The sequence below is a fragment of the Nocardia sp. NPDC058499 genome (assembly GCF_042719915.1).
Taxonomy (GTDB): Bacteria; Actinomycetota; Actinomycetes; order Mycobacteriales; family Mycobacteriaceae; genus Nocardia.
On record NZ_JBHXMZ010000013.1, the window covers coordinates 96,612 to 118,392 of the forward strand.

The 21,781-nt window shown below is 67.7% G+C and carries 23 protein-coding genes; 9 read left to right on the forward strand and 14 right to left on the reverse strand.

The features are described from left to right. Window positions 1-142 precede the first annotated feature (142 nt). From ACFWPH_RS29935 to ACFWPH_RS29945, 3 genes are read right to left on the reverse strand one after another with little or no spacing between them, the layout of a single operon-like run. On the reverse strand, window positions 143-943 hold the full coding sequence (locus ACFWPH_RS29935; RefSeq protein ID WP_378755548.1) for an ABC transporter ATP-binding protein: 801 nt from the start codon (window positions 941-943) through the stop codon (window positions 143-145). Continuing rightward, on the reverse strand, window positions 940-2,022 hold the full coding sequence (locus ACFWPH_RS29940; protein WP_378755549.1) for a FecCD family ABC transporter permease: 1,083 nt from the start codon (window positions 2,020-2,022) through the stop codon (window positions 940-942). The genes ACFWPH_RS29935 and ACFWPH_RS29940 overlap by 4 nt, the downstream gene beginning before the upstream one ends. Next, window positions 2,019-3,086 (reverse strand): FecCD family ABC transporter permease, encoded by a 1,068-nt coding sequence (locus ACFWPH_RS29945; protein ID WP_378755550.1) that lies wholly within the window; start codon window positions 3,084-3,086, stop codon window positions 2,019-2,021. Before ACFWPH_RS29945 ends, ACFWPH_RS29940 begins: the two co-directional genes overlap by 4 nt. Before the next feature lie 121 nt (window positions 3,087-3,207). On the opposite strand from ACFWPH_RS29945, the gene ACFWPH_RS29950 reads away from it, so the two are divergent. After that, window positions 3,208-4,224, forward strand: coding sequence for an ABC transporter substrate-binding protein (locus tag ACFWPH_RS29950; protein ID WP_378755551.1), 1,017 nt, complete (start codon window positions 3,208-3,210; stop codon window positions 4,222-4,224). Between the two features lie 66 nt (window positions 4,225-4,290). Here the strand turns inward: ACFWPH_RS29950 and ACFWPH_RS29955 are convergent, their stop codons facing one another. Next, on the reverse strand, window positions 4,291-4,809 hold the full coding sequence (locus tag ACFWPH_RS29955; RefSeq protein WP_378755552.1) for a DinB family protein: 519 nt from the start codon (window positions 4,807-4,809) through the stop codon (window positions 4,291-4,293). A gap of 423 nt (window positions 4,810-5,232) precedes the next feature. Between ACFWPH_RS29955 and ACFWPH_RS29960 the strand changes: the two genes are divergently transcribed. Both ACFWPH_RS29960 and ACFWPH_RS29965 read left to right on the forward strand, forming a co-directional pair. Next, a complete protein-coding gene (locus ACFWPH_RS29960; RefSeq protein WP_378755553.1) occupies window positions 5,233-5,880 on the forward strand; it encodes a TetR/AcrR family transcriptional regulator in 648 nt (215 codons plus the stop codon). Window positions 5,881-5,891: 11 nt separating this feature from the next. Next, window positions 5,892-6,539 (forward strand): enoyl-CoA hydratase-related protein, encoded by a 648-nt coding sequence (locus ACFWPH_RS29965; RefSeq protein ID WP_378755554.1) that lies wholly within the window; start codon window positions 5,892-5,894, stop codon window positions 6,537-6,539. A gap of 242 nt (window positions 6,540-6,781) precedes the next feature. Here the strand turns inward: ACFWPH_RS29965 and ACFWPH_RS29970 are convergent, their stop codons facing one another. Both ACFWPH_RS29970 and ACFWPH_RS29975 read right to left on the reverse strand, forming a co-directional pair. Then, window positions 6,782-8,251, reverse strand: coding sequence for an MFS transporter (locus ACFWPH_RS29970; protein ID WP_378755555.1), 1,470 nt, complete (start codon window positions 8,249-8,251; stop codon window positions 6,782-6,784). A 72-nt stretch (window positions 8,252-8,323) separates the two neighbouring features. Next, complete coding sequence (locus ACFWPH_RS29975; protein ID WP_378755556.1) at window positions 8,324-9,457, reverse strand: FAD-dependent monooxygenase; 1,134 nt, start codon at window positions 9,455-9,457, stop codon at window positions 8,324-8,326. A gap of 203 nt (window positions 9,458-9,660) precedes the next feature. Here ACFWPH_RS29975 and ACFWPH_RS29980 point away from each other — a divergent pair, with 203 nt between their 5' ends. Further along, window positions 9,661-10,266, forward strand: coding sequence for a TetR/AcrR family transcriptional regulator (locus ACFWPH_RS29980; RefSeq protein WP_378755557.1), 606 nt, complete (start codon window positions 9,661-9,663; stop codon window positions 10,264-10,266). Between the two features lie 98 nt (window positions 10,267-10,364). Here ACFWPH_RS29980 and ACFWPH_RS29985 read toward each other — a convergent pair whose 3' ends face one another. From ACFWPH_RS29985 to ACFWPH_RS30020, 8 genes are all read right to left on the reverse strand, one after another. Beyond that, window positions 10,365-11,912: a cation acetate symporter gene (locus tag ACFWPH_RS29985; protein WP_378755558.1), complete on the reverse strand. Its 1,548-nt coding sequence runs from the start codon at window positions 11,910-11,912 to the stop codon at window positions 10,365-10,367. Beyond that, complete coding sequence (locus ACFWPH_RS29990) at window positions 11,909-12,208, reverse strand: DUF485 domain-containing protein (RefSeq protein WP_280419131.1); 300 nt, start codon at window positions 12,206-12,208, stop codon at window positions 11,909-11,911. Before ACFWPH_RS29990 ends, ACFWPH_RS29985 begins: the two co-directional genes overlap by 4 nt. Before the next feature lie 113 nt (window positions 12,209-12,321). After that, on the reverse strand, window positions 12,322-13,278 hold the full coding sequence (locus ACFWPH_RS29995) for a PDR/VanB family oxidoreductase (protein ID WP_378755559.1): 957 nt from the start codon (window positions 13,276-13,278) through the stop codon (window positions 12,322-12,324). Window positions 13,279-13,286: 8 nt separating this feature from the next. Beyond that, a complete protein-coding gene (locus ACFWPH_RS30000; RefSeq protein WP_378755560.1) occupies window positions 13,287-14,021 on the reverse strand; it encodes an SDR family NAD(P)-dependent oxidoreductase in 735 nt (244 codons plus the stop codon). Next, window positions 14,018-14,530: an aromatic-ring-hydroxylating dioxygenase subunit beta gene (locus tag ACFWPH_RS30005; RefSeq protein WP_378755561.1), complete on the reverse strand. Its 513-nt coding sequence runs from the start codon at window positions 14,528-14,530 to the stop codon at window positions 14,018-14,020. The genes ACFWPH_RS30000 and ACFWPH_RS30005 overlap by 4 nt, the downstream gene beginning before the upstream one ends. Further along, window positions 14,523-15,800 (reverse strand): Rieske 2Fe-2S domain-containing protein, encoded by a 1,278-nt coding sequence (locus ACFWPH_RS30010; protein ID WP_378755562.1) that lies wholly within the window; start codon window positions 15,798-15,800, stop codon window positions 14,523-14,525. The genes ACFWPH_RS30005 and ACFWPH_RS30010 overlap by 8 nt, the downstream gene beginning before the upstream one ends. A gap of 23 nt (window positions 15,801-15,823) precedes the next feature. Continuing rightward, the gene (locus ACFWPH_RS30015) at window positions 15,824-16,189 is read right to left on the reverse strand and encodes a hypothetical protein (protein WP_280419126.1); all 366 of its coding nucleotides are present in this window, start codon (window positions 16,187-16,189) and stop codon (window positions 15,824-15,826) included. A 31-nt stretch (window positions 16,190-16,220) separates the two neighbouring features. Further along, window positions 16,221-17,381 carry an acyl-CoA dehydrogenase family protein gene (locus ACFWPH_RS30020; RefSeq protein ID WP_378755563.1) on the reverse strand — a complete coding sequence of 387 codons (1,161 nt, stop codon included), beginning with the start codon at window positions 17,379-17,381 and terminating at the stop codon, window positions 16,221-16,223. Window positions 17,382-17,550: 169 nt separating this feature from the next. Here ACFWPH_RS30020 and ACFWPH_RS30025 point away from each other — a divergent pair, with 169 nt between their 5' ends. The 5 genes from ACFWPH_RS30025 to ACFWPH_RS30045 all read left to right on the forward strand — a co-directional run bounded on the left by ACFWPH_RS30025 (window position 17,551) and on the right by ACFWPH_RS30045 (window position 21,735). Continuing rightward, entirely contained in the window at window positions 17,551-19,032 is a 1,482-nt protein-coding gene (locus tag ACFWPH_RS30025) for an ATP-binding protein (protein WP_378755564.1), read from the forward strand. 78 nt (window positions 19,033-19,110) lie between these two features. Continuing rightward, window positions 19,111-19,665 carry a flavin reductase gene (locus ACFWPH_RS30030; protein WP_280419123.1) on the forward strand — a complete coding sequence of 185 codons (555 nt, stop codon included), beginning with the start codon at window positions 19,111-19,113 and terminating at the stop codon, window positions 19,663-19,665. Continuing rightward, the gene (locus tag ACFWPH_RS30035) at window positions 19,641-19,910 is read left to right on the forward strand and encodes a hypothetical protein (RefSeq protein ID WP_378755565.1); all 270 of its coding nucleotides are present in this window, start codon (window positions 19,641-19,643) and stop codon (window positions 19,908-19,910) included. Before ACFWPH_RS30030 ends, ACFWPH_RS30035 begins: the two co-directional genes overlap by 25 nt. Next, window positions 19,907-21,187: an amidase family protein gene (locus ACFWPH_RS30040; protein WP_378755566.1), complete on the forward strand. Its 1,281-nt coding sequence runs from the start codon at window positions 19,907-19,909 to the stop codon at window positions 21,185-21,187. Before ACFWPH_RS30035 ends, ACFWPH_RS30040 begins: the two co-directional genes overlap by 4 nt. Beyond that, window positions 21,184-21,735, forward strand: a complete 552-nt coding sequence (locus tag ACFWPH_RS30045; RefSeq protein WP_378755567.1) for a nuclear transport factor 2 family protein — start codon at window positions 21,184-21,186, stop codon at window positions 21,733-21,735. The genes ACFWPH_RS30040 and ACFWPH_RS30045 overlap by 4 nt, the downstream gene beginning before the upstream one ends. The last annotated feature ends 46 nt before the right edge of the window (window positions 21,736-21,781 follow it).

A 21,781-nucleotide genomic window follows, 5' to 3' on the forward strand; every position in this document is an offset into this window, starting at 1 on the left:
TCGCCCGGCCATGAGAAGGCCGACGCCGCACGATGGGCCACCTTGCCGATTCCGGCGGCCGATCGCAAACGGGCCAGTGAATTCCCTTGTGCCCTTGCACCGGCGAGCCCTTCGCACGGGGTGCCGGATAGTCGGCCACGGCTCACGTTCCGGTCGGCACCGACCCGAGTGGGATGACGTGGGGGCGGCCGTGGGTGGGTTCGGTGATCACTTGGGCGGTGAGCCCGAATACGGCGTGCAGGGTCTCCGGGCGCACGACTTCTGCGGGTGGACCCTGGGTCACGATGGCGCCGGATTTCATTGCGACGAGGTGGTCGCTGTAGCGGGCGGCGAGGGAGATGTCGTGGAGCACCATGACGACGGTGCGGTCGTGTTCGCGGTTCATCCGCACGATCAGTTCCAGCAGTTCCACCTGATGCGCCAGGTCCAGGTAGGTCGTCGGCTCGTCCAGCAGCATGATGCCGGTTTCCTGGGCGAGGGTCATGGATATCCAGGCGCGCTGGCGTTGTCCGCCGGAGAGTTCTTCGAGTCGGGTACCGGCCAGATCGAGGATGCCGGTGCTGGTCAGGGCGTGCCGGAGTGTTTTCTCGTCGAGGACGGAGAACTGTTCGTACCACCGTTGCCGAGGGTGGCGGCCGCGGGAGACGAGGTCGGCGACGGTGAGACCGGGTGGGGCGGCAGGTGATTGGGGCAGGATGCTGATGCGGCGGGCGACCTGCCGGGTGGGTTGACTGCCGATGGGCATACCGTCGAGCAGGACGCGGCCGGAGCGGGGTGCGATGAGCCGGCCGAGACCGCGCAGCAGGGTCGATTTGCCGCAGCCGTTGGGGCCGATGATCGAGGTCACCGACCCGGTCGGGACGTCGAAGGTCATATCGGTGACGACGTCGGCGCCGCCGTAGCCGAGGGTGAGGTTCTCCGTGCGCAGTACGGACTGGGTCACGTAAGCCTCCTCTGGTTCCGCAGGACGAGATAGATGAGGTACGGCCCGCCCAGTACCGCGGTGGCCACACCCACCGGCAGTGATACCGACAGCGCGTTCGCGGCAACGGTATCGGCGATCAGAACGAACACCATGCCCACCAGGCCGGACAGGAACAGCGGCGGGACGGCCGCACCGGTGAGCAGGCGCGCGATCTGCGGGCTCGCCAGGGCGACGAATACGAGCGGCCCGGCGATGACGACACCGGCGGAGGCCAGGAGGGTCGCCAGCATCAGGGCGGACAGCCGGAGGCCGCCGATCCGTACGCCGAGGCCGATCGCCACATCGTCGTCCATGGTGAGCAGTACCAGCCGCGGCGCCAGCAGCAGCGCACCGGCCAGCAGGGCGAGTGCCAGTAGGCCCATCGGCCGCACCAGCAGCCAGTCTGTGCCGTTGAGCGAACCGGACATCCAGGTCAGTGCCTGGGCCGCGTTGGTGACATCGCCGAGTGTCAGCAGCCAGGTCGTCAGGCTCACGGCCAGCCCGTTGATGCCGAGGCCGACGAGCACCAGGCGGTAACTGTCGAGAGTCCCGGACCAGGAGAGCAAGTACACCACTACCCCGGCCAGCACGCCGCCGGTGAAGGCGGCAACCGGTAATCCGACCTCCGCGGCGATACCACTCAAACCCGCCGCCCCGCCACCGGCCAGCACCAGCACGGAGACGGCACCGAGCGACGCACCGGCGGTGACGCCGAGGATATCGGGGCTGGCGAGGGGGTTGCGGGCGACGGTCTGGGTGATCGCTCCCGCCATGGCCAGGCAGGCGCCCGCGATGATCGCCCCGACGGTGCGCGGTGCCCGGAACTCCGTCACCGCGAGATGAACCCGGGTATTCGAATCGTCGCCCAGCAGCGCCCGGACGACCTCGTCGAGCGGTAGCGCGGAACCACCGTTGGCCACATGGATCGCGGCGGCGGCCAGGACGAGCAGGAACAGCGAGACCCCCACCGTCAGCGCACGCGGTGCGATACGCACGGAGACCGGCCCCCATCGGGCAACACGGGTGGGGGCGAGGAGGTTCGGGGTCGCGCCGCTCATACGGTCACCAGCCGGCGACGGCGGGCGAGGAGTACGAAGAACGGCGCTCCGATCACGGCGAGCACCACCCCGACCGACAGCTCGCCCGGCCGGGCGATGACCCGGCCCGCGGTATCGGCCAGCAGGACCAGCACGATCCCGAACGCGGCCGCCGCGGGTACCGATCGACGATAGTCGGCGCCGACGAGGGCTCTGGCGATATGCGGAACCAGCAGTCCGGCGAAGGCGATCGGCCCGGCCATGGTGACGGCGGATCCGGCGAGCAGGGTGATCGCGGCGATACCGGCACACCGGGCGATCGGGATGGAGGTGCCCAGCGACCGAGCCGTATCCTCGCCCAGCGCCAGCGTATTGAGCGCGCCGATGTTCAGCACGGCGAGCAGCAATCCGGCGGCGACGAACGGCCACATCGCTTCGATCGTGTGCGGGCGCGCCGCCAGCGACCCGACCTGCCAGAAACGCAGAGTGTCCAGGGATGCGCTGTCCAGCAGCGCCAGTCCGGTGACCAGGCCACCGCAGAGCGCGGCGACGGCCGCCCCGGCCAGCACCAGGGTGACCGGTGTCGCCCCGTGCCGGGCGGCGGTGCCGACCGCGAATACCACCACGCTCGCCGCCAGGGCGCCGGCGAAGGCCAGGCCGGCTTCGGCGTGGACGGGGAGGCCGCCGAGCAGGAAGGTCGCGGCGACGATCGCGAGTGCCGCCCCCTGGTTGATACCGAGCAGACCGGGTTCGGCGACAGCGTTGCGCGTATGCCCCTGGGTCAGGATTCCGGCGACACCCAGGCAAGCTCCGGCGGCGATACCGATGAGGGTGCGGGGCCAGCGGAGTTCGCGGATCGTCACGTCCATATCGGTTCCGGTGGGGGTGAAGATCGCATGCCATGCCTCGGCCAGATTCGAGGGACTGCTGCCGACGCATACGCTCAGCAGGATGGCCGCCAGCACGGCGGCGACCGGTACGGCAATCATGACCAGCGGTGAACGTGTGGAGCGGAGTCTGTTTCCCGGCGTGAGTGCGGCGGTGCTCGGGGAGTCGGGCGGATCCGGGGTGGTGTCCTTCAGCACCGGTGCGCTCGCGAATGCGGTGTCGGCATCTCGGTACTCCTTGCTAAGGTCAGCCCTACGTTGGGCAGCCTATCCTTATTCGGCTACTTCCTACAGCCCGGCCCGGATGAAAGGTCACCTCATGAGAGGAACGTCCACTCGATCGATCGCGCGGCGATCACTGATCTCTCTCATGGCATGCGGCCTGGTGTTCGCGGGCGGCTGTAGCGGTTCCGGCGAAACGGACCCGGGCGCGGCCGGTAGCGACGCCGCGATTTCGGTCGAACACGCTATGGGCGTCACGAACATCGACAGCCCGCCGGAAAGGGTGGTCGCGTTGGACCCCAGCTATGCCGATGCGGCGTTGCTGCTCGGCGTTCCCCTCGTCGGCTACGTCCAGTACCGCGCGGACCCGGGCAATCCGTTCCCGGAGTACCTGGGCGATATCGACGACAAGGTCGCCGATTCCGTCAACGTCGGTACGACGGCCGAGCCGAACCTGGAACAGATCCTGGAGCTCGAACCCGACCTCATCATTTCTGCGAAGGTGCGGCACGAATCGCTCTACGATCAGCTGACCAAAATTGCGCCCACCGTGTTCTCCGAGTCCACCGGCCCGACCTGGAAACAGAACATCGTCCTGCTCGGCGAGGCGCTGGGCCGCAAAGACCGGGCCGAGGAGCTGATCACCTCCTACCAGGAACGCGCAGCCGCGGTCGGCGACCAGATCCGGGCCCAGAAGCCCGATATCACGTATTCGCTGGTCCGCTTCGCCGGCGAGGACACCGCCCGGCTGTATTCGAGCAACTCGTTCATCGGCGAGATCATGACCGATATGGGCATCCCGCGCCCGGCCGGCGCACCCGATAGCACGGACAGCATTTTCACGCCGCTGTCGACAGAGCAGATCCTGAAAGCAGACGCCGGCATCGTCATGGTCTCCGCTTACACCCCGCCGGGCGACGAAGGTGATTCCAGCCGCGATCAGCAGGCCCGCTATGAAGCCAACCCGCTGTGGCAGCGCCTGGCGGGCGATGTCCTCCATGTCGACGACGAGCCGTTCGTTCTCTCGGTGAGTATCCAGGGCGCACACGCCTCGATCACTGCGCTGGCCGAGCATTTCGGAGTCGACCCGCGCACGGACCTGATCCCGGAATAGACAACGGCTTCCGGCCGTCGAGCGCAGGCAGGAAAGGTGGCAACCGGACGGGCGCGCGGAAGTTGATCAGCGCGATCGTCCGGTGCGATCGTTCGCCCTGGACTGCACGATCTGCTCGCGGAGGATATCGGCGTGGCCGGAGTGACGTGCGAAATCCTCGCTCAGCAGCAGATAGATGAACCGCAGGCTGACATCACCGAGGTGAGGGTGTGTTGTGATGTCGTCGAGATCGTAGCGGGCCGCCATCGCACGGGAACGTGCACTGGCGCATTCGAATTCGGCGATCACATCGGCCAGGGTTTCCTCGTCGCCGACCACGAAGCTGGGGTCGCCACCCGTTGTTCCGCCCCCGCATTCGTTTTCGGGTACGCCTGCCAGCACACGCTGGAACCAGATCCGCTCGGCGGCCGCGGCGTGTTTCACCAATGCGATCGGCGTGGTCAGCGACGCGACCAGTCGGCGGCGGGCCTCTTCTTCGGAAAGTCCGCGCACCGCATTGATCAACTCGGACCGGTTACGGTCGAGCACGTGCTCGAGCATGTAGCGTTCGGCGCCGGTGGTGATCTGGGGTATCGACCATGTCATTGTCTTCTCGATTCTCTTGGTGGGACTTCGTGTCGTACTCGACGCACAGTCGATGACCAGTGCGCGCTGTGCGGCATGGGATCGGGGGCGGCGGCAGGCGGCGGTCGTGGGCGAGGGGTTCCCGAGCCGGGGAGGGACAGGCGACCACTTGTGCACGGAAGTGAGTTCGGCGGGTCTGCCGCCCCCCGGGCTTGTCACTCGCCGAATGCGAGGTTGCCGGTCTCGATACGCAAGATCTGTGCGCCGCGGAGGGCCGGGACTCCACCGGCCCGGCATGGCGCGCAGGCGTTGCCCGGAGTGTACGCGAGGCATGTGCCGACCTCCAGGCGCAAGCGCAGCCATGAGCGCGCGGACCATGCAGGAATGCCTCAATGGTCAGCCTTCGATCCGGTTACAGAGCAGACGCTCTGTTATGATGCGATCGTGCCCCGCCCCCGAACACACGACCTAGAGCAGCTACTGGACACCGCCGAGCGGATGGCCGTGGATTCCGGTCCGGCCGCGGTCACCGTCCGGGCGCTGTCCGAGGCCACCTCGGTATCCAATGGGGCGATCTATCACGCGTTCGGCTCGCGCCCCGGACTGATGGGCCGGGTGTGGCTGCGCGCCGCGCAGCGGTTCCTCGACTTGCAGCGAGCGGCAGTCGACCACGCACCGACCGCGGCGGTGCCGGCCGAGCATGCGGTCGAGGCGGTCGTCGCGGCCGCTGATGCACCCGCCGAATTCCTGCTGCGGCAACCGGTTTCGGGTCGTTTCCTGCTGAACGTGCCCCGGCACGAATTGCTCGGTTCCGGTGAGATCCCCGAAGATATCGCCGGGGAGATGCGCCGGCTCGATCTATCCCTGGTCGAACTGTTCACCGCCTTGGCGCGCGGCGTGTTCGACCGGGCCGACCGCGAGGCCGTCACAGTTATCCGCGACTGCGTGGTGGAAATTCCCACCGCACTATTGCTGCGCGGTCGGCGAGAGCCCGATCCCGCAGTGCGTCGACGCCTCGCAGCCGCCGTCCGCGCGATTCTTGCGGAACCCCTGCCACCCCGCCGCGACACCAACCCGACAACAGCGAAGTGATAGGCAACTCCATGGCCCCCAACCTGCACTACCAGGACAAGATCGCCGTACTGACCCTCGGCGACGACGAGAACCGGTTCGCACCGGACTGGCTCGATACCGTCAACACCCACCTCGACACCGCCGAACGTGATGCCCAGGGCCTGATCACCACCGGCAGCGGGAAGTTCTACTCCAACGGCTTGGACCTGGACTGGCTGATGGCCAACGGCGACCGCACCGAATGGTACGTCGCCCGCGTGCAGGAACTGTTCGCCCGGATCCTCACCTTCCCGCTACCCACTGTCGCCGCCGTCAACGGCCACGCGTTCGGCGCCGGCGCCATGCTGGCCATCGCCCACGATTACCGCGTCATGCGCGACGACCGCGGCTACTACTGTTTCCCCGAGGTCGATATCAATATCCCCTTCACCCCCGGTATGGCCGCGCTCATCCAGGCCAAACTCAGCCCCCAGACCGCGGTGACCGCCATGACCACCGGCCGCCGGTTCGGCGGCCCGGAGGCCCTGGCCGCCGGACTCGTCGACGCCACCGCCGCCGAAGCCGAGGTTCTCACCAGCGCCGTGGACCGGCTCACTCCCCTGCTCGGCAAGAACCCCGCAACGCTGGCCGCCATCAAGACCACCATGTACAGCGCAGCCACCGCGGCACTGCGCTGACATATCGCACACCCTCCTCGCGGCCGAGACAGAACATCGCCACTACCTGCGGTGCAGGTCTTGACTAGCGGCCGATACGGAGGAGACTGGAGATACACCGGAACAACGAAGAATGTGACGGGTTCGACGAAGACGTTCGGAGAATCGCGGTGACATCCCTCGAAGGTCCGGCCAGGCCCCCGGCAAGCCAATCGGAATCCGGAACAGTCAGCGACGACTGAGGTTCGGGAATCCGATGGAGACTACCGGGGACTGCTCTGTGTGGGGGTTTCCGTTACCGGCGCGGCAGTCCGGCTGCGTATCAGCAGGGTTGCGGGTACCGCGGCCAGGACGAAGAGCACGCCCGCCATCGCGACGTAGAGGTGGACCCCGGTTGCCGTGCTCACCGGGGCGCCGTCGGCAGTGACCCCGGGAACTCGGGTCGCCTCGAGCACCGCGTTCCCGGCGAAGCTGAAGACGACCGAGCCCAGCGCCATCATCACCGATACGAGTCCGGCGAACGTGCCGTGCCGCTCGGGCGCGGCGATACCGGTCGCCAGGTTGTATCCGGAGGCGCCGATCGCGCCGGCGGCGATGCCGACCACGGCTCCGCAGGCGATTGCCAGCGGAAGCACCGATACGCCCGCCAGCATCGTGAAGGTCGCCAGTGCCCCGGCAGCGATACCGCCGACCAGGGGCAGCGCGGGACCGAACCGCCCCGCCAGCCATCCGGCGCCGATACCGCCGATCACGATGCCGAGATTGGGGGTGGCGAGCAGCACTGCGACCGTCTCGCCGTCACCGAGCCCGTAACCGAGCCCCAGACCGGGCGGTACCTGGGCGATAAGGCTGGTCAGTTGCAGCATGCTCCGGAAGGAGCCCGCCGCTAGCACCACGGCCAGCAATGTCAACAGGATCGGGCGGCTCAGCGCCCGGAGGTCGATGAGCGGATCGTCTGCCCGCAGCGCGAGGTGCGCCCACCCCGCCAACGCGGCGGCGCCGGCGGCCACCAGCGCGATCATGCCTACGGACAGCCAGCCGAGGTCGCGACCGAGGCTGATGTAGGCGAGCACCGCACCGAGGCCGCCACCGAGCAGGAGCGCACCGACCAGGTCGATCCGGCCGGTGCCGCGGATCGGCGATTCCGGGATGAAGGTGCGCACGCTGAGCGCCGCGACCGCGGCGAGCAGCGCCGCCGTGACGAATACGCTCCGGAAACCGAACGCATCGATAACGGGCTGCATCAGGAACGGCTCGAGGATCCCGACGACCGACGAACCGGAGGTCACGAGCCCGACCACGGCCATCGCCACCCGCGGGGTGCAGATCTCGCGGGTCAGTGCCACCGTCAGGAAAACCGCGGCGAAGGCAGCGCCCTGCAGGAAGCGCCCCGCGAGGAATATCCAGATATTCGGAGCGGCAAGGCAGATCAGCGCCCCCGCGCAGGCGAGGAGCAGCGTGCCGATGAGTACCCGGCGTTTACCGAAGATATCGGAACTCTTCGCGAGCAGCGGTGACCAGATCGCGCCGGCGAGCATCGCGCTCGCATTCAGCCACGCGGCCTGACCGGTGTCGAAATGCTCGAGCAATTGGGGCAGGACCATCATCGGCGAGCCGACGGCCACATCGGCCAGGACATTGGCGAGGGTGAGCACGGCCGCCCAGAGGACGAGCCGCTTACTCCAGCGGTGCTCTCGCCCGCCGCCGACGGCGCTTTCCAAGGTGTTTGTCACTGTGCATCTCTCAGCGCGTTGGGGTGAGGTCCCGGCGAGCAGCGGCGCGGGGGCGTGGGCCGGTTCGATCTCCTAGGGCTCGGACGGCCGGGATTCAGTGGAGCCGATACCGTGCGTGTGCAGCGCCTTGTTCCGGGCGGCGATGGCCGCCCAGGTGGGTGGCACCAGGCGATCGCGACCACTCCCGACACGGCCCTGTGCGAAAGTGACATAGGGACGCTGCCGGGCTTCGTACCGCATGAACGCGGTGGTGTGATCGCCGCACCGTTCGAGTTCTTCGGCAAGGAAGCAGGCGCCGGTGAGCGCGAGTGAGGTACCCCGGCCGGACAGGTAGGCCGGGCTGTAACCCGCATCACCGACGAGGACGACGCGGCCGCGGTACCAGGACGGCAGGTGGATCTGGCTCGCCGCGGTGAAGTAGAAAGCGGGGTCGGCGCAGGCCGCGTCGAGCAGTTCCGGGATCCGCCACGACCGGTGGCCCGCGAACGCGTCGAGCAGGATCTTCTTCTGAGCGTCCGGGTCGTGGTGGTCATAATCGATCGGTCCCGAGCGGAATTGGAAGTTCGCCACGGCCTTGCCCTGATACCGGAACACTCCCGCCATCCGGCCGGGGACGTTGTAGATCGAGTTGGTGTTGTCGCTGTGCGCCTCGCCGGGGAGATCGGCGAGGGCGAAGTAGACGCCGAGGTGACGGAGATAGTTGTCCTCGGGCCCGAATACCAGACCGCGTACCGCGGAATGCTGGCCGTCGGCGCCGATCACCAGGTCGTACAGTCCGGTGCGGCCCGATGCGAAACCCACCGCGACGCCGTCACCCGCGGCGGTGAGCGTTTCGATCGATTCGCCGAACCGGATCGTCGCGGTATCCGGCAGCGCATCGGCGAGGATTCGGACGAGGTCGGCGCGGAGCAGCTCGATATCGTCGTCGGAGTCGTTGATCTCCGCCAGCGGGATCCGCGCGATCGGCTCGCCCCGGCTGTCGACGAACTGGGTGAACTCGGACATCCGGACCCGCCGCTCGCGGATCTGCGCGAGGAGACCCATCGTGTCCGCGACCTCGATCGCATCGCCGCGGATATCGATGGGCGTGCCGGTGCGCCGGAGGTCGCGGGCGTACTCGACGACGGTGATGTCGTGGCCGCGACGGCCGAGTTCGAGTGCGCAGGCGAGTCCGGCGACACCGGCTCCGGAGACAAGGATCTTCACGGGTGCACTCCAGGTTTGCTGAGGTGGGTAGCGAATCGACCGCAGGTCGCTGGCCGAGTCCGCTGGGCAGTTCGGCGGGCCGCTCTCGCAGGGCCACCACTAAAAGAAACAATCTGTTGCTTTTAGAGTAGCTACGATCGGCTTGCACCGCAATGCCACACCTGGCGACAATCGGCACCCGAGCAGAGAACATGAGGTGAGCGATGGCCGAACCGACCGCCGACCGGCCGACCGCGCGGCGCCCCGGCGGCCGCAACGCCCGGGTACGCGCACAGATCCTCGCCGCGACCGCCGAGCTCGTCGCACGCGACGGTATCGCCGGCTTCCGGTACGAGGCGGTCGCCGAGCTCGCCGGTGTGAACAAGACCAGCGTCTACCGCAACTGGCCCGACCGCGAGGAACTGGTCGTCGAAGCCCTGCTGCGCTACGCCGAAAATCTCGCCTCGGTCGCCGACACCGGCGATATCGATCGCGATCTGGCGGATTTCGCGTTGGCACTCGCCGGCGGCCTCGAGACGCCGTTCGGCCGAACCCTCGCACAGGCTGTCCAGCCCGCCCGCCAGAACTCGACGGTCGAAGCACTCACCAAAGTCCTCGATCAGCGGGTGGCCGCATTGCGGCGACGTATCGACACCGCCGTCGACCGCGGCGAACTCCCGCCGGTGGACAGTTCCTTCCTGGGCGAGATGATCTCCGGCCCGGTGCACCTCATCGTCGACCGCGGTATGCGCCGGTTCACTCGCGCGGATGCGGAGCGCATCGTCGCCGTGGTGCTCGCCGGTATCCGGGCAACGGCACCGCGCGCCTGAGCGCCGCAGAGTCCGGCTACTGCTGCGCGCCGCCGAACGCGAAAAGTTGCCGGCCACCCCCTCATCCTGGGTGGCCGGCAACAGGTTCCGCAGTCGCGTCAGGACGGTACGGCCACCGGTTCCTCCGGTTCGGCCGCCCGCCCGGTCAGCGCACGAGTGCGCAATGACCGGAACACCGCACCGGCGGCCAGCGCATCGGCCCCCTTCGGCGTCGTCGCGAAGGCAACGAGAACCGAGACCACGAAAGAGATCGGGGCAACGGCCAGCGCCGGGTTGGAGAACGGCAGCACCGAGTCCGGTCCCTGGACCACCGGGCTGAGCAGGATCACCGCGATCGACAGGACAAGACCGGTGACGATGCCGGAGATGACCGCTCGGGCGGTCATCCGGCGCCAGTACAGCGTCAGCAGGAGCGCGGGGAGGTTCGCACAGGCCGCGATCGACATCCCGAGCGACGCCAGGAACGCCACGTTCTGCTTCTGCGCGGCGAAGGCGATCGCCACACCGACCAGACAGGTGGCGACGGTGGCGATCCGGGCCGCACGATGCTGGGCGGCCGACGACACCTTCCCGTTGCGCAGTACCTGACCGTAGAGGTCGTGGGCGATGGCACCGGAGGTGGCGATGACCAGTCCCGACAGGGCCGCGAGGATGGTCACGAAGGCGACCGCGGCCACGAAGGCGAGCAGGACACCACCGCCGAGGGTTTCGGCGAGCTGCGCCACGGCGAGATTGCCACCCTTGTTCTCCGCGGCGATCGTATCGGGACCGACCAGCACGGCGGCACCGTACCCGAGCACCGGGATCATCAGGTAGAAACCGAAGAAGATCCAGATGGAGGTATAGGCCGAGGTACGGGCCTGCCGCGCGTCGGGCACGGTCAGGAACCGGATCATCACATGCGGGAGGCCGAGCACACCGAGTACCAGGCCGACGGTTTGCGACAACTGGTCGAACGAAGCGGCGTCGCCGGAGCGCTGCGGCGCGACGAAATGCTCACCGAATTCGGCGAGCGCGGTACTGAACGGCCCGAACGGGTTGAAATCGAAGCGCACCAGCACCAGGACGAACAACGCCACCGCACACACCAGCAGCAGACCGGTTTTGATGATCTGGATCCAGCTGGTGGCCAGCATGCCGCCGACCAGGGTGTAGGCGGTGGTGAGGGCGCCGATGATCAGCACCGCGACCGCATAGTCCAGGTCGAACAGTAGTGATACCAGTAGCGCCGCACCCACCAGCTGCGACACCAGATAGACCACACTGATCACCACGGTGCTGATCGCCATCAGCGACCGGACATCCTTGCCCGGGAACCGGGTGGCCAGCACATCGGCGAGAGTGAACCGGCCGAGGTTACGCAGCGGTTCGGCGATGAGCAGCAGCGCCAGCACGAAGGCGACGGGGACGAACACGGCGAGATAGAAGCCGTTGAACCCGGTGAGTGCGATAGCACCGGTGACACCGAGGAACGATGCGGCGGAGATGAAATCTCCGGCGATCGCGACGCCGTTCTGCCGGCCGGTGAGCGCCCCACCAGCGACGTAGTGGTCGGCGGCGGACTTGTTCCGGCGGGCCGCCCACGCGGTGATGCCGAGGGTGACGGCGACCAGGGCCGCGAAGAGGGAGGCGGAGACGAGGTTCATGCGCGGGTGCCTTCCTGCGCGAGCCGGGCTTCCAATGCGGCAGCGCGGGCCATGTAGTAGCGGGCCACCACGATCGCGATGACGAACTGCGCCAGGGCATAGATCCAGGCGACGGTGACGCCACCGACGACCACCGCATCCAGTGCCGAGGTGAAACCACCCAGAATGGGCAGGGGGAAGAACAGGATCAAAACGATCGCGCTCAGCCGGAAAACCAGCGATTGCCGTTCGCGTGCCAATTCGTCGAGGCCGGAATTCCCTGGGGAATCAGCGGAATTGGAGGGGGAATGGTCCATGGGAATCATCTTTCGGGCTGTGTGATTTCCTACACAGTAGGGGGCCGATATGACGACGGACATGCGAAGAATTCCCCCTGCGAGTACGGAATTCCTTTATCTGCCGAGCGCGATCAGATCAATTCGATGACGAGCTTCGGCGATTTCGACCGGGAGACGCAGAGCGCCATCTGATCACCGGCCGCCTTGTCCGCGGCCGACAGGCAATTGTCGCGGTGTTCGGGTTCGCCGTCGAGCACATTCGATACACAGGAGCCGCAGATACCTTCTTCACAGGATTTGAAGACGTCGACACCGTTGTCCTCGAGCACCGACAGGATGGAGCGGTCGGCGGGGATCTCGAAGCTTTCGCCGGTGTCGAGTTCGACGGTGAATGCGGTATCGCCGCTGTTGTCGACCGCGGTCGCTTCGAAATGCTCGGTGTGGAGATTGGTTTCACCGACCACCGGTGTCACGATCTCGGCGACCGTCTCCATGAAACCGGTGGGCCCGCAGGTGTAGACCGCGCTGTCCCGGGTCAGCGCGGCAGCCACGGATTCGAGCACCGTGCGCTGCTCGTCACGGGACAGCCCGGTGTGCAGGCGCACCCGGTCGCGAAACTCCACGCGGTTTTCCAGGAGATCCGCGAACGCGGTCTCCGTGCGATCGTGGGTGATATAAACGAGAGTGAACTCCGCTCCGCCGGAGTACAATTCGTAGGCCATGCTCAGCAGCGGAGTGATCCCGATCCCGCCCGCGATCAGCAGATGCCGGTCGGCCCCGGGGACGATACCGAGGATATTGCGCGGTGCACCGATCTCGATGATGTCGCCCTCGCACAACTGGTGCAGCGCGGCCGACCCTCCTCGCGACTCCGGCTCGCGCTTCACCGCGATGGCCAGCGCCGCGGTGTCCGCGGGTGGCCCGCACAGCGAATACTGGCGCAGGATCCCGGTCGGGCCGGTGACGTCGATATGCGCACCGGCGCGGTAGGGCCCCAGCGGCGCCCCGTCCTCCCGCACCAGCCGCAGCAACCGGATACTCGGAGTCTCCGAAACGATCTCGGAGACCACCACTTTGATATCGGACACCACAACTCCTAGCGCATGTAGAGGCCGCCGTTGGCGTCCCAGCATGCCCCGGTGACCGATGCGGCGGCCGGCGAGGCGAGCAGGGCGACCATATCGGCGATGAATGCCGGATCGCCGAGACGCCCGACGGGTATGGAACCGGCGAAGGCGTCGAGATTGCCTTCCCCGATAATGTTGTGCACGACCGGCGAATCCTGCGGACCGGGCGAGACGGCGTTCACCGTGACTCCCCCCGGGGCGAGTTCACGCGCGAACACCTTGGTCAGCGTGATGACTGCGCCTTTGGCGGACGCGTAGTGCCCGCCGGTGGCGGTGCCACCGTTCTGGCCGGCCAGCGAGGCCATGTTCACGATCCGGCCGTAACCCTGCGCGGCCATATGGGCGCCGAACAGCTGGCAGGCCTGGAACGTCCCGCGGAAGCCGACGGCCATGACCGCGTCCAGTTCTTCGGCGGTGATCTCCATGAGGGGCCTGGCCTGGGTACGGGCGGCATTGTTCACCAGCACCTGGACCCCGCCGAAATCGGCGACCACCGTCGCCAGCAACTGCTCCAGGGACGTTTTGTCCGCGACATCGACGGTATATCCGCGCGCGGCACCGCCCAGTTCCTCGGCCAGCGCCGACGCGGCGGAACCGGCCAGGTCGGCGATGGCGACAGCGTGGCCGGCCGCGTGCAGCCGGCGCACGATATGCGCGCCCAGGCCGTTCGCGCCCCCGGTGACCACGGCGACGGGCGGGTTCACAGCAGGAACCCCGCGGCGGGAACGGCGTCCTCGCTGTCGACCAGCCGGATCACCTTCAACGCGATCCGGTCGTCGGCGGGAGTCGCACCGAGACGGACGCGGTATTCGATATCGCCGGCCCAGATATCGTGGCGGCCACGTTTGTAGGCGACCAGGATCTGCGCGGCCCGCAGGTGGACCTCGTCGTCGGTGACGCTTTCCGGGACGAAGCGCGAGACGGTGCGGGTGGTGACGGCGGCGTCGACGGCGGCGATGGCGTAGCCCTCGGTCATCCGGACCACGCGCATACCGCGCATGCGGGCATCGTCGTAGATCATGTTCAGGGTGTTGTCGAAATCGTCGGTGCCGCGGTCGATCGGCACCACATAGCGCCCGTCGGCGGTGTAGAGGTCCTGCCAGGTGTGGTAGTCCTTGCGGTCGAGCAGGTCGGCTTCCCGCCAGCTCAGCTCGATCGCCCGGGTGATCCTGGTGTCGGTGAACAGCATTGCGGGGGTGAGGGTTTCAGTCATCGCTCATCATCTGCTTCCACTGGTGATAGGCGGCGCGCATACCGGTCTCGTCGGTGACATGGGAGGTGGGCCAGCCTTCCGGGCTCGGCTTCTCCCGTGCCAGGCCGCGGTTGACCAGGATCGGCATATCCGGGGCGGCCTGGGCGCCGCGCTGGACCCGGTCCCAGCCCTCGGCATCGTCGGGGGTACCGAAACCGAACGGACCCTGGAAATGTTCGTGCACCCGCAGCCGCGCCCGGTTGACCGGATTCACGATCTCGGCCGGCCCGTCGGGGCCGATCGCGATGTGCTCGATCGTGGTCTCGTCAGCGGCGACGGGGCGCAGCACCCGGAAGAACGCCGCCGACATCGACACGTTCGGAAACAGGTTCAGGTTGAACCCGGTGCCGTGCATGGCGCGTACCAGCTTGCGGATCGCGGCATCGTCGAGGCCGGTGGTCTTCAGCTCGGCGATCAGATCGTCGAAGCGGGCCTGCAACGGTTCGCTGCCGTCGTCGGCGTCCAGATCGGAATGTTCGGGAACCATCTGCATGACACTGTGCCCGTTGCCCAGGTCATGGGTGACCGCCGCCGGGTCGGTCATGAACGACATCATATCGGCGGTTTCGGCGTCGACCGAGGCCATCCAGGACCGGTGCACGATCGGGAAGTGGTAGCCGTCGGTGGTGTTCTCCAGCTGGATCTTCCAGTTCCCGTGGAAGGCGAACCGGTGCGTACCCAGCACCTTGATCGGGTAGCCGCCGCCCTGCTTCATGAACCGGTCGATCCACAGCTTGGCGTCACCGAGGAAATCCTCGAGCGGTTCGATATCTTCGGCGAAGGTCGCGAACACCATGCCGCCGTAGGATTCGGTACGCAGTTTCCGCAGGGACAGATCGCCCTTCTCGACCACGCCTTCGTAACCGTCGGGGTACGGGATACCCCGCAGCTGACCGTCCAGGCTGTAGGACCAGGCGTGATAGGGGCAGGTGAAACCGTTGGCGACGCCCTGCTTTTGTTCGCAGATACTGGCCCCGCGGTGCCGGCACCGGTTGAGCAGCGTATTGAGCTGACCCTTGCGGTTGCGGGTGACGATCACCGGCTGCCGGCCCACATGGGTGGACTTGAAACTGCCCGGTGTGGGCAGCTCGGATTCGTGGGCCACCCAGATCCAGGTGCTCTCGAAGATCCGGGCGATCTCCTGCTCGAAGATCTCCGGGTCGGTGTACATGCGCGCGGCCACCCGATCCTCGGCGACGAGTTCGGCCGGTGCTGCACTGTGGGCTGTCATGATGCCTCCTGGCAGGTGGATGGTCAGTACTGGCGCGGGGTCAGAGCGCGCCCGATGCGGGCCTCGATCTTGACGAATTTCCAGAGCTTCCAGTCGCTTTCGCCCACGCCGATCGTGCGGATCAGGCCGCAGGCCGCTTTGACGGTGTCGTGGCTGTCGGCGTCGGCGAGCAGGTAGCAGGTCCACGGCCAGCTGTCCGAGGGCCCCACCATGGTGGAGTCGTCGTCGATATCGCCGATGAAATCGATACCGTCGAGCGCTTTGATGCCGTCCATCAGGGCGACGAAGGCGGTCCAGACGTCACCGGCGGTGACACCGCCTTCGGGCAGATCGAAGAAGTTCTGGTTGATACCGAGGCAGAAGAGAACGCGAAGTGGGCTGTCGGTCACGGAAGGGTCCTGTCGTCGAAGAGGTCGCGGGTCAGTGGAAACCGGGAACGGTCGGCGGCTGCCCCATGAATACGGCGCCGGCGGCGTCGATCAGGCCGGGTCCCAGGAAGGCGTGCTGCTGCGGGACCAGGGCGTCGCCCGCCCACTGCTGTAGTGGGTGACCGTTGAAGATGGCCGCAGTACCGGAGATCTCGATGATCCGGTTCACCACCGACGCCGAAGTCGAGGCGATATGCGCCGCCGCGAGCCGCAGATGGGCGTTCTGTTCGGCAGTGGCGGGATCGCCGCGCAATACCGTCGCCCACACCTCCTCGGTGACCTCGTAGAAGTACGCGCGCGCCGAGCGCAGCTCGGCTTCGGCCTGTGCGACCGCGGTCCGGTAATACGGGCGGTCGGCCAGTTTCGGCGCGCCGGTGATCCCGGCCCGGCCCGCACCGGTTTCGACGGCGTAGTCCAGCGCGGCCCGCGCCACGCCCGCGCCGACCACGGCCAGCACCTGGGCGGCGTAGGCAATGGTCGGGTACCGGTACAGCGGTTCGTCGACTGTCGGTTCGCCCCCGCGGATGAATGTCCATTCGTGCGGCACCACTGCTCCGCGCACCACGAGGTCGAACGAGCCGGTGCCACGCATCCCGGTGACATCCCAGTCCTGGACAATCTCGACCTGTTCGGGGCGCAGCAGTGCGGTGCGGGGTTTACCGGCGGTACTCGCGTCACCGGGAATACCGACACCCAGGACATCGGCGCCCATACAACCGCTGGCGAACTTCCATCGTCCGTCCAGCCGCACACCACCGTCGACCTCCGTCGCGGGCTGGACCGGGAACAACCCGCCCGCAAAAACCACGTCCGGGCCGTCGGCGTAGAGCTGCGCCTGCGTTTCCAGGGGCAGCGCCGCCAGGTACACCAGGGCCGAGCCGAAACTGGCGACCCAGCCGGTGGAGCCGTCCACCACCGAAATACGTTCGACGGTGCGCAGGAAATCGGCGGGCGCCTGCGGTTCGCCCCCGAATCGCCGCGGGGTGGCGGCGCGGTAGATTCCGGCCTCTTTGAGCCGTGCGACGAAATCCCGCGAAACATATTTCTGGTCGCGGAATTCCTCCCGCCGCACGGTGAGTTCGGCGAGGACGTCGTCCAGAATCGCCGGTCCGGTCGCGGGCCGGGCCGGGGCTTCGGAGGTGGACACGATCACCTGCTCCTGTCGTCGATGGGCTGTTCTTCGACGGTAGGGAGAGCGCGCTCACACCGACATCGGTAATCCCCGCGCCCGGCAAGGTGTGAACCACAACATTCGTAGGGGAAATCTTCAGCCGCCCCCGGACGACCGGAAACGCGGATCGGCGGAAAGCTACGCTGGCGCGATGTCCATCGATCCGCGCGCTCCCGAATTGGCCGTCTCGGATTTCGCCACCATGATGAATGCGACCGACGTGTGCGTACTCGTGCACGATGCCGCGACCAAGAACATTCTGTGGGCCAATCCGGCCGCCTGCGCGATGCTCGAATTCGACCTCGACGAGATCCGGCCGCTCAAGGCCCACGATATGAGCAGTTCCGCACAGCAATACGACCGCGTGATCGGGCGCGCGTGGCTGCAGGACGCCGTCGAGTACGGCTCCCGCCGCATCGAATGGCACTACCGGTCCAAATCCGGCCGGATAATCCCCACCGACGCGGTGGCGACCCGGATCGAACTCGCGCGCGGGCCGGCGGTGCTGGTGCAATTCCGCGATATCGAACGGGAGCAGCGCACCGAGCGCGCCCTGCGGCTGACCACCACCTATGTGGACGCGCTGGCGCGGCACACCTCCACGATGGCTTTCGTCCTGAACGAATCGGGCGAGATCCGCTTCGCCACCGATACCGCGCTCACCCGCCTCGGCCTGGACCCGGCCGTCGAGCTACCGGCCGGACCGCACCTCACCCGGTACGCCCACCTGCACCGGGACGGGCGCCGCACCGAATGGGAAGTGGTGGCCAAGGACGCCGACCCGGTGACCTCGGTGCGGCTCGAGGTCACCCAGCCGGACGGCACGACCTCATGGCTGGACGGCAGCCTGGAACGCCTGGACGAGCCGGGAGTGACCGCCTTCCTCATCCTGGTCCACGATGTATCGCGCCGGATCCGCGACGAGGAGCAGCGCGGTCTGCAGCTGCGGCGGGAGAACTACCTGGCCCGCTACAACGCCATGGGCGATATGGCGATGGCGATCGCCCACGAACTCGGCCAGCCGCTGGCGGCCGCCGGTAACTACATCGCCGGTATCCGCTCGCATCTGCCCGGCGGCGAGCTCCTCGACAACCGGGTGACCTTCGGCCTGGACGCGGCACGTAAACAGATCGACCGGGCGGCGACCATCGTATCGGCGTTGCGCGCTTTCGTCGGCCACCTGGAGCAGGTGGAGCAGGTGGCCGACCTCAACGATATCGTCGCCGAATGCCTGTCCTTCGTGCAGATACGCGCCGACGCGGCCGGCGTGCGGGTGGAACTGCGGCTCGATCCCACCCCGGTGGAGGTCCGCTGCGAACGGGTCCTCACGGGGCAGGTGATCGTGAACCTCTGTTTCAACGCCATCGACGAAATGGCACAGTGCCCCACTGGATCCCGGCATATCGTGCTCACCACCGCCGTCCGTGACGACGGCGGCTGTTTCACCGTCCGCGATCACGGTCGCGGCGTCTCCCAGGATCCGTTCCAGGAATCGTTCACGTCGAAATCACACGGCAGCGGCATCGGGCTGGCACTGAGCTATCGGATCATCACCCGGCAGCACGGAAGTATCTGGTGCCGCCCCGCCGACGGCGGCGGAGCGGTCTTCGGATTCGTCCTGCCGGCCCCGTGATCGCATAGGGAAAACCTTCAGCGCGGGCGGAGAAAATCTCGATACCTCGAGGCGTGGATCACTCGTAGCGTCAGTTGCATGACCAAGCAATTGACCGCCGAGCAGCGTGACTTCCGGGCGGCGATGTCGAATCTTTCGGCCGCAGTCAATGTCGTCACCACGAACGGACCGGGTGGTCGCGCTGGTATCACCGTCAGCGCGGTGTGCTCCGTCACCGATTCGCCGCCCACGATCCTCGTTTGTGTCAATCAGTCCAGCTATACGCACGATATCTTCCGGCGCAACGTGCGCCTCTGCGTCAACATCCTCAGTTCACACGACGAGGAACTGGCCGGCCATTTCGCCGGAGCCACCGGTATCCCGATGGCGGAGCGGTTCGCGTGGAGTATGTGGGATCACGACACCGAAGACATTCCGATGCTGCGCACGGCTGCCGCGCGGGTGGTCGGCCGGATCATCAGCGACCACACCCAGGGCTCGCATTCGATCTTCCTGGTGAGTGTGGACCGGGTGGACGTCAGCGAAGACTGCGACGCGCTCGTCTATTTCCAGCGCCGATTCCACAGCGTGGGCCCTGGCCGGCCGCGCACCGAGCAGGAGGGCACCGCATGGTCGACGCGCCGGCCCGCCTGACCCTCATGTGCTACAACGACACCCACGGCTACGGCTGGCGCCACGTCGACCTGTTCACCCACGACGCGGACGGCCGGGAACTGAACTGGGTGCACTGGCAGGTTTCCGAAGACGGCCCCGAAGCCGCAGACCGGGCCACCGCGCGGGCCGAACCCGCGCTGCGCCGCATATCGCAGTGGCGCCACGGGGTCAGCGCCACAGGTATGGATTACTGGACGGCCGACGCCGCGTGGAGCGACCGATGAACCTGTACGCCCCGTGGTCGCTGCGCGACCTCACCGACGCCATCGCCCGCGGACAGTCCAGCACCGCCGATGCGTGGCAGCGCTCCGTGCACCGGATCGCCGACACCGAAGACCGGCTCGCCGCCTGGGTCGCCCGGCACGTGCCCCCGGAGCCGCCGGCGCCGGCCGGTGCACTGTCCGGAATTCCGCTGGGCGTCAAGGACATCATCGACGTCGCCGGTTACCCGACCCGATGCGGCTCGGCCCTGCGCGCGGATACCGGCCCGGCGACCGCGGATGCCGAAATCGTGCGCAGGTGGCGTGCGGCCGGCGCTGTGCCCGCCGGAAAAACCGTCACCACCGAGTTCGCTTTCTTCGCTCCCGGGCCCACACACAACCCGGCCGCGCCGGGCCACACCCCAGGCGGGTCGTCCAGCGGTTCGGCCGCCGCGGTCGCTTCCGGCCAGGTACCGCTCGCGCTGGGCTCGCAGACCGCAGGCTCGGTCACCCGGCCCGCCGCCTATTGCGGGGTCGCCGCGCTGGTGCTGACCCGCGGACTGCTGGCGACCGACGGCATCACCGGTCTCGCGCACAGTCTGGACAGTCACGGCTTCTACGCCGCCGAGGTCCGCGACCTCGCCTGCGCCTGGTCGGCGCTCATGACGGCACCGGACCCGCTGACCGAATCCGCCCGCCCGCCCCGGGTCGCGTTGTGGAGCGCGGAACCGCTGGATGTCGTGGCCGGCGATATGACGGAAGCCGTTGCCGCCCTCCAGGATCGGCTCGTCGCCGACGGTGCGGTCGTGACCGGTTTCGCAGCCGAGCAGGTCGTGGCCGAGGCGACCGCGGCCCACCGCGTGGTGATGGCCTACGAAGCCGCCCGGGAACGCGCCGCCGAACTCGCCCGCGCCGAGGAGCTGAGCCGGCCCCTGGCCGAACTGCTGCGCTCCGGTGCCGCCACCACCGACGCGGACTATACGGCGGCCCGCGGGATCGTCGACGCCGCCCGGCGGACGGTACTCGACCTGCTGACCGGCTACGACGCCATCATCGGACCCGCCGCCCCCGGCCCCGCGCCCGCCGGACTCGACGCCACCGGCGACCCGGTGCTCAGCCGGGCCTGGCAGGCACTGGGCCTGCCGGTGGTGACGGTGCCCGGTCTGCGCGACCCGCAGGGCCTGCCGCTGGGGATCCAGGTGATCGGCGCGCCGCGTGCCGAAGCGGAGCTGCTGCGGGTCGCCGGCTGGATTCAGGACCGCACCCACCCACCGTCGCGCGAACAAGGAGGACACCCGTGACCGACACCGTCGAGCAGTTGCTGCGCCGCATCGAGACACTGGAGGGCGAGGCAGAGGTGCGCCGGTTGCAGGCGCGCTACATGTTCCTCTGCGATACTCCCTGCCCGGAGTTCGGCGTCGCCGACGACGCTCACCGTATCGACCTGATCATGGACCTCTACGCCGAGGACGCGGTGTGGGAGGGGGTCGGCGAATATTACGACGGCCAGTTCGGGCGGCTGGACGGACAGGCCGCCATCCGCGCGCATTTCGAACGCTTCTGGAGCCCCGATCGTGATCCTCGGCTGGTGCTCAACGCGCACTATTTGACCGCCGAGCAGATCCGGGTGGACGGGGATACGGCCGCCGGGCAGTGGATCCACATCCAGCCGTGGCTGTTCTCCGACGGCACCTCGCTGTTGCGTTCGAGCCGGCTCAACAATGCGTTCCGCCGCGTCGACGGGCACTGGAAAATCACCCGCACCCGCACCGAGAACGTCTTCGTCGCCCCCCTGCGACCCGATTTCGCCGAGAGTTTCCCTGCGGCCTCGGTGCTGATGCGGCCATGAGCGCGCCGGCCGTCATATGCGCGCCGGGTCGCCGGACGGCGGGGCC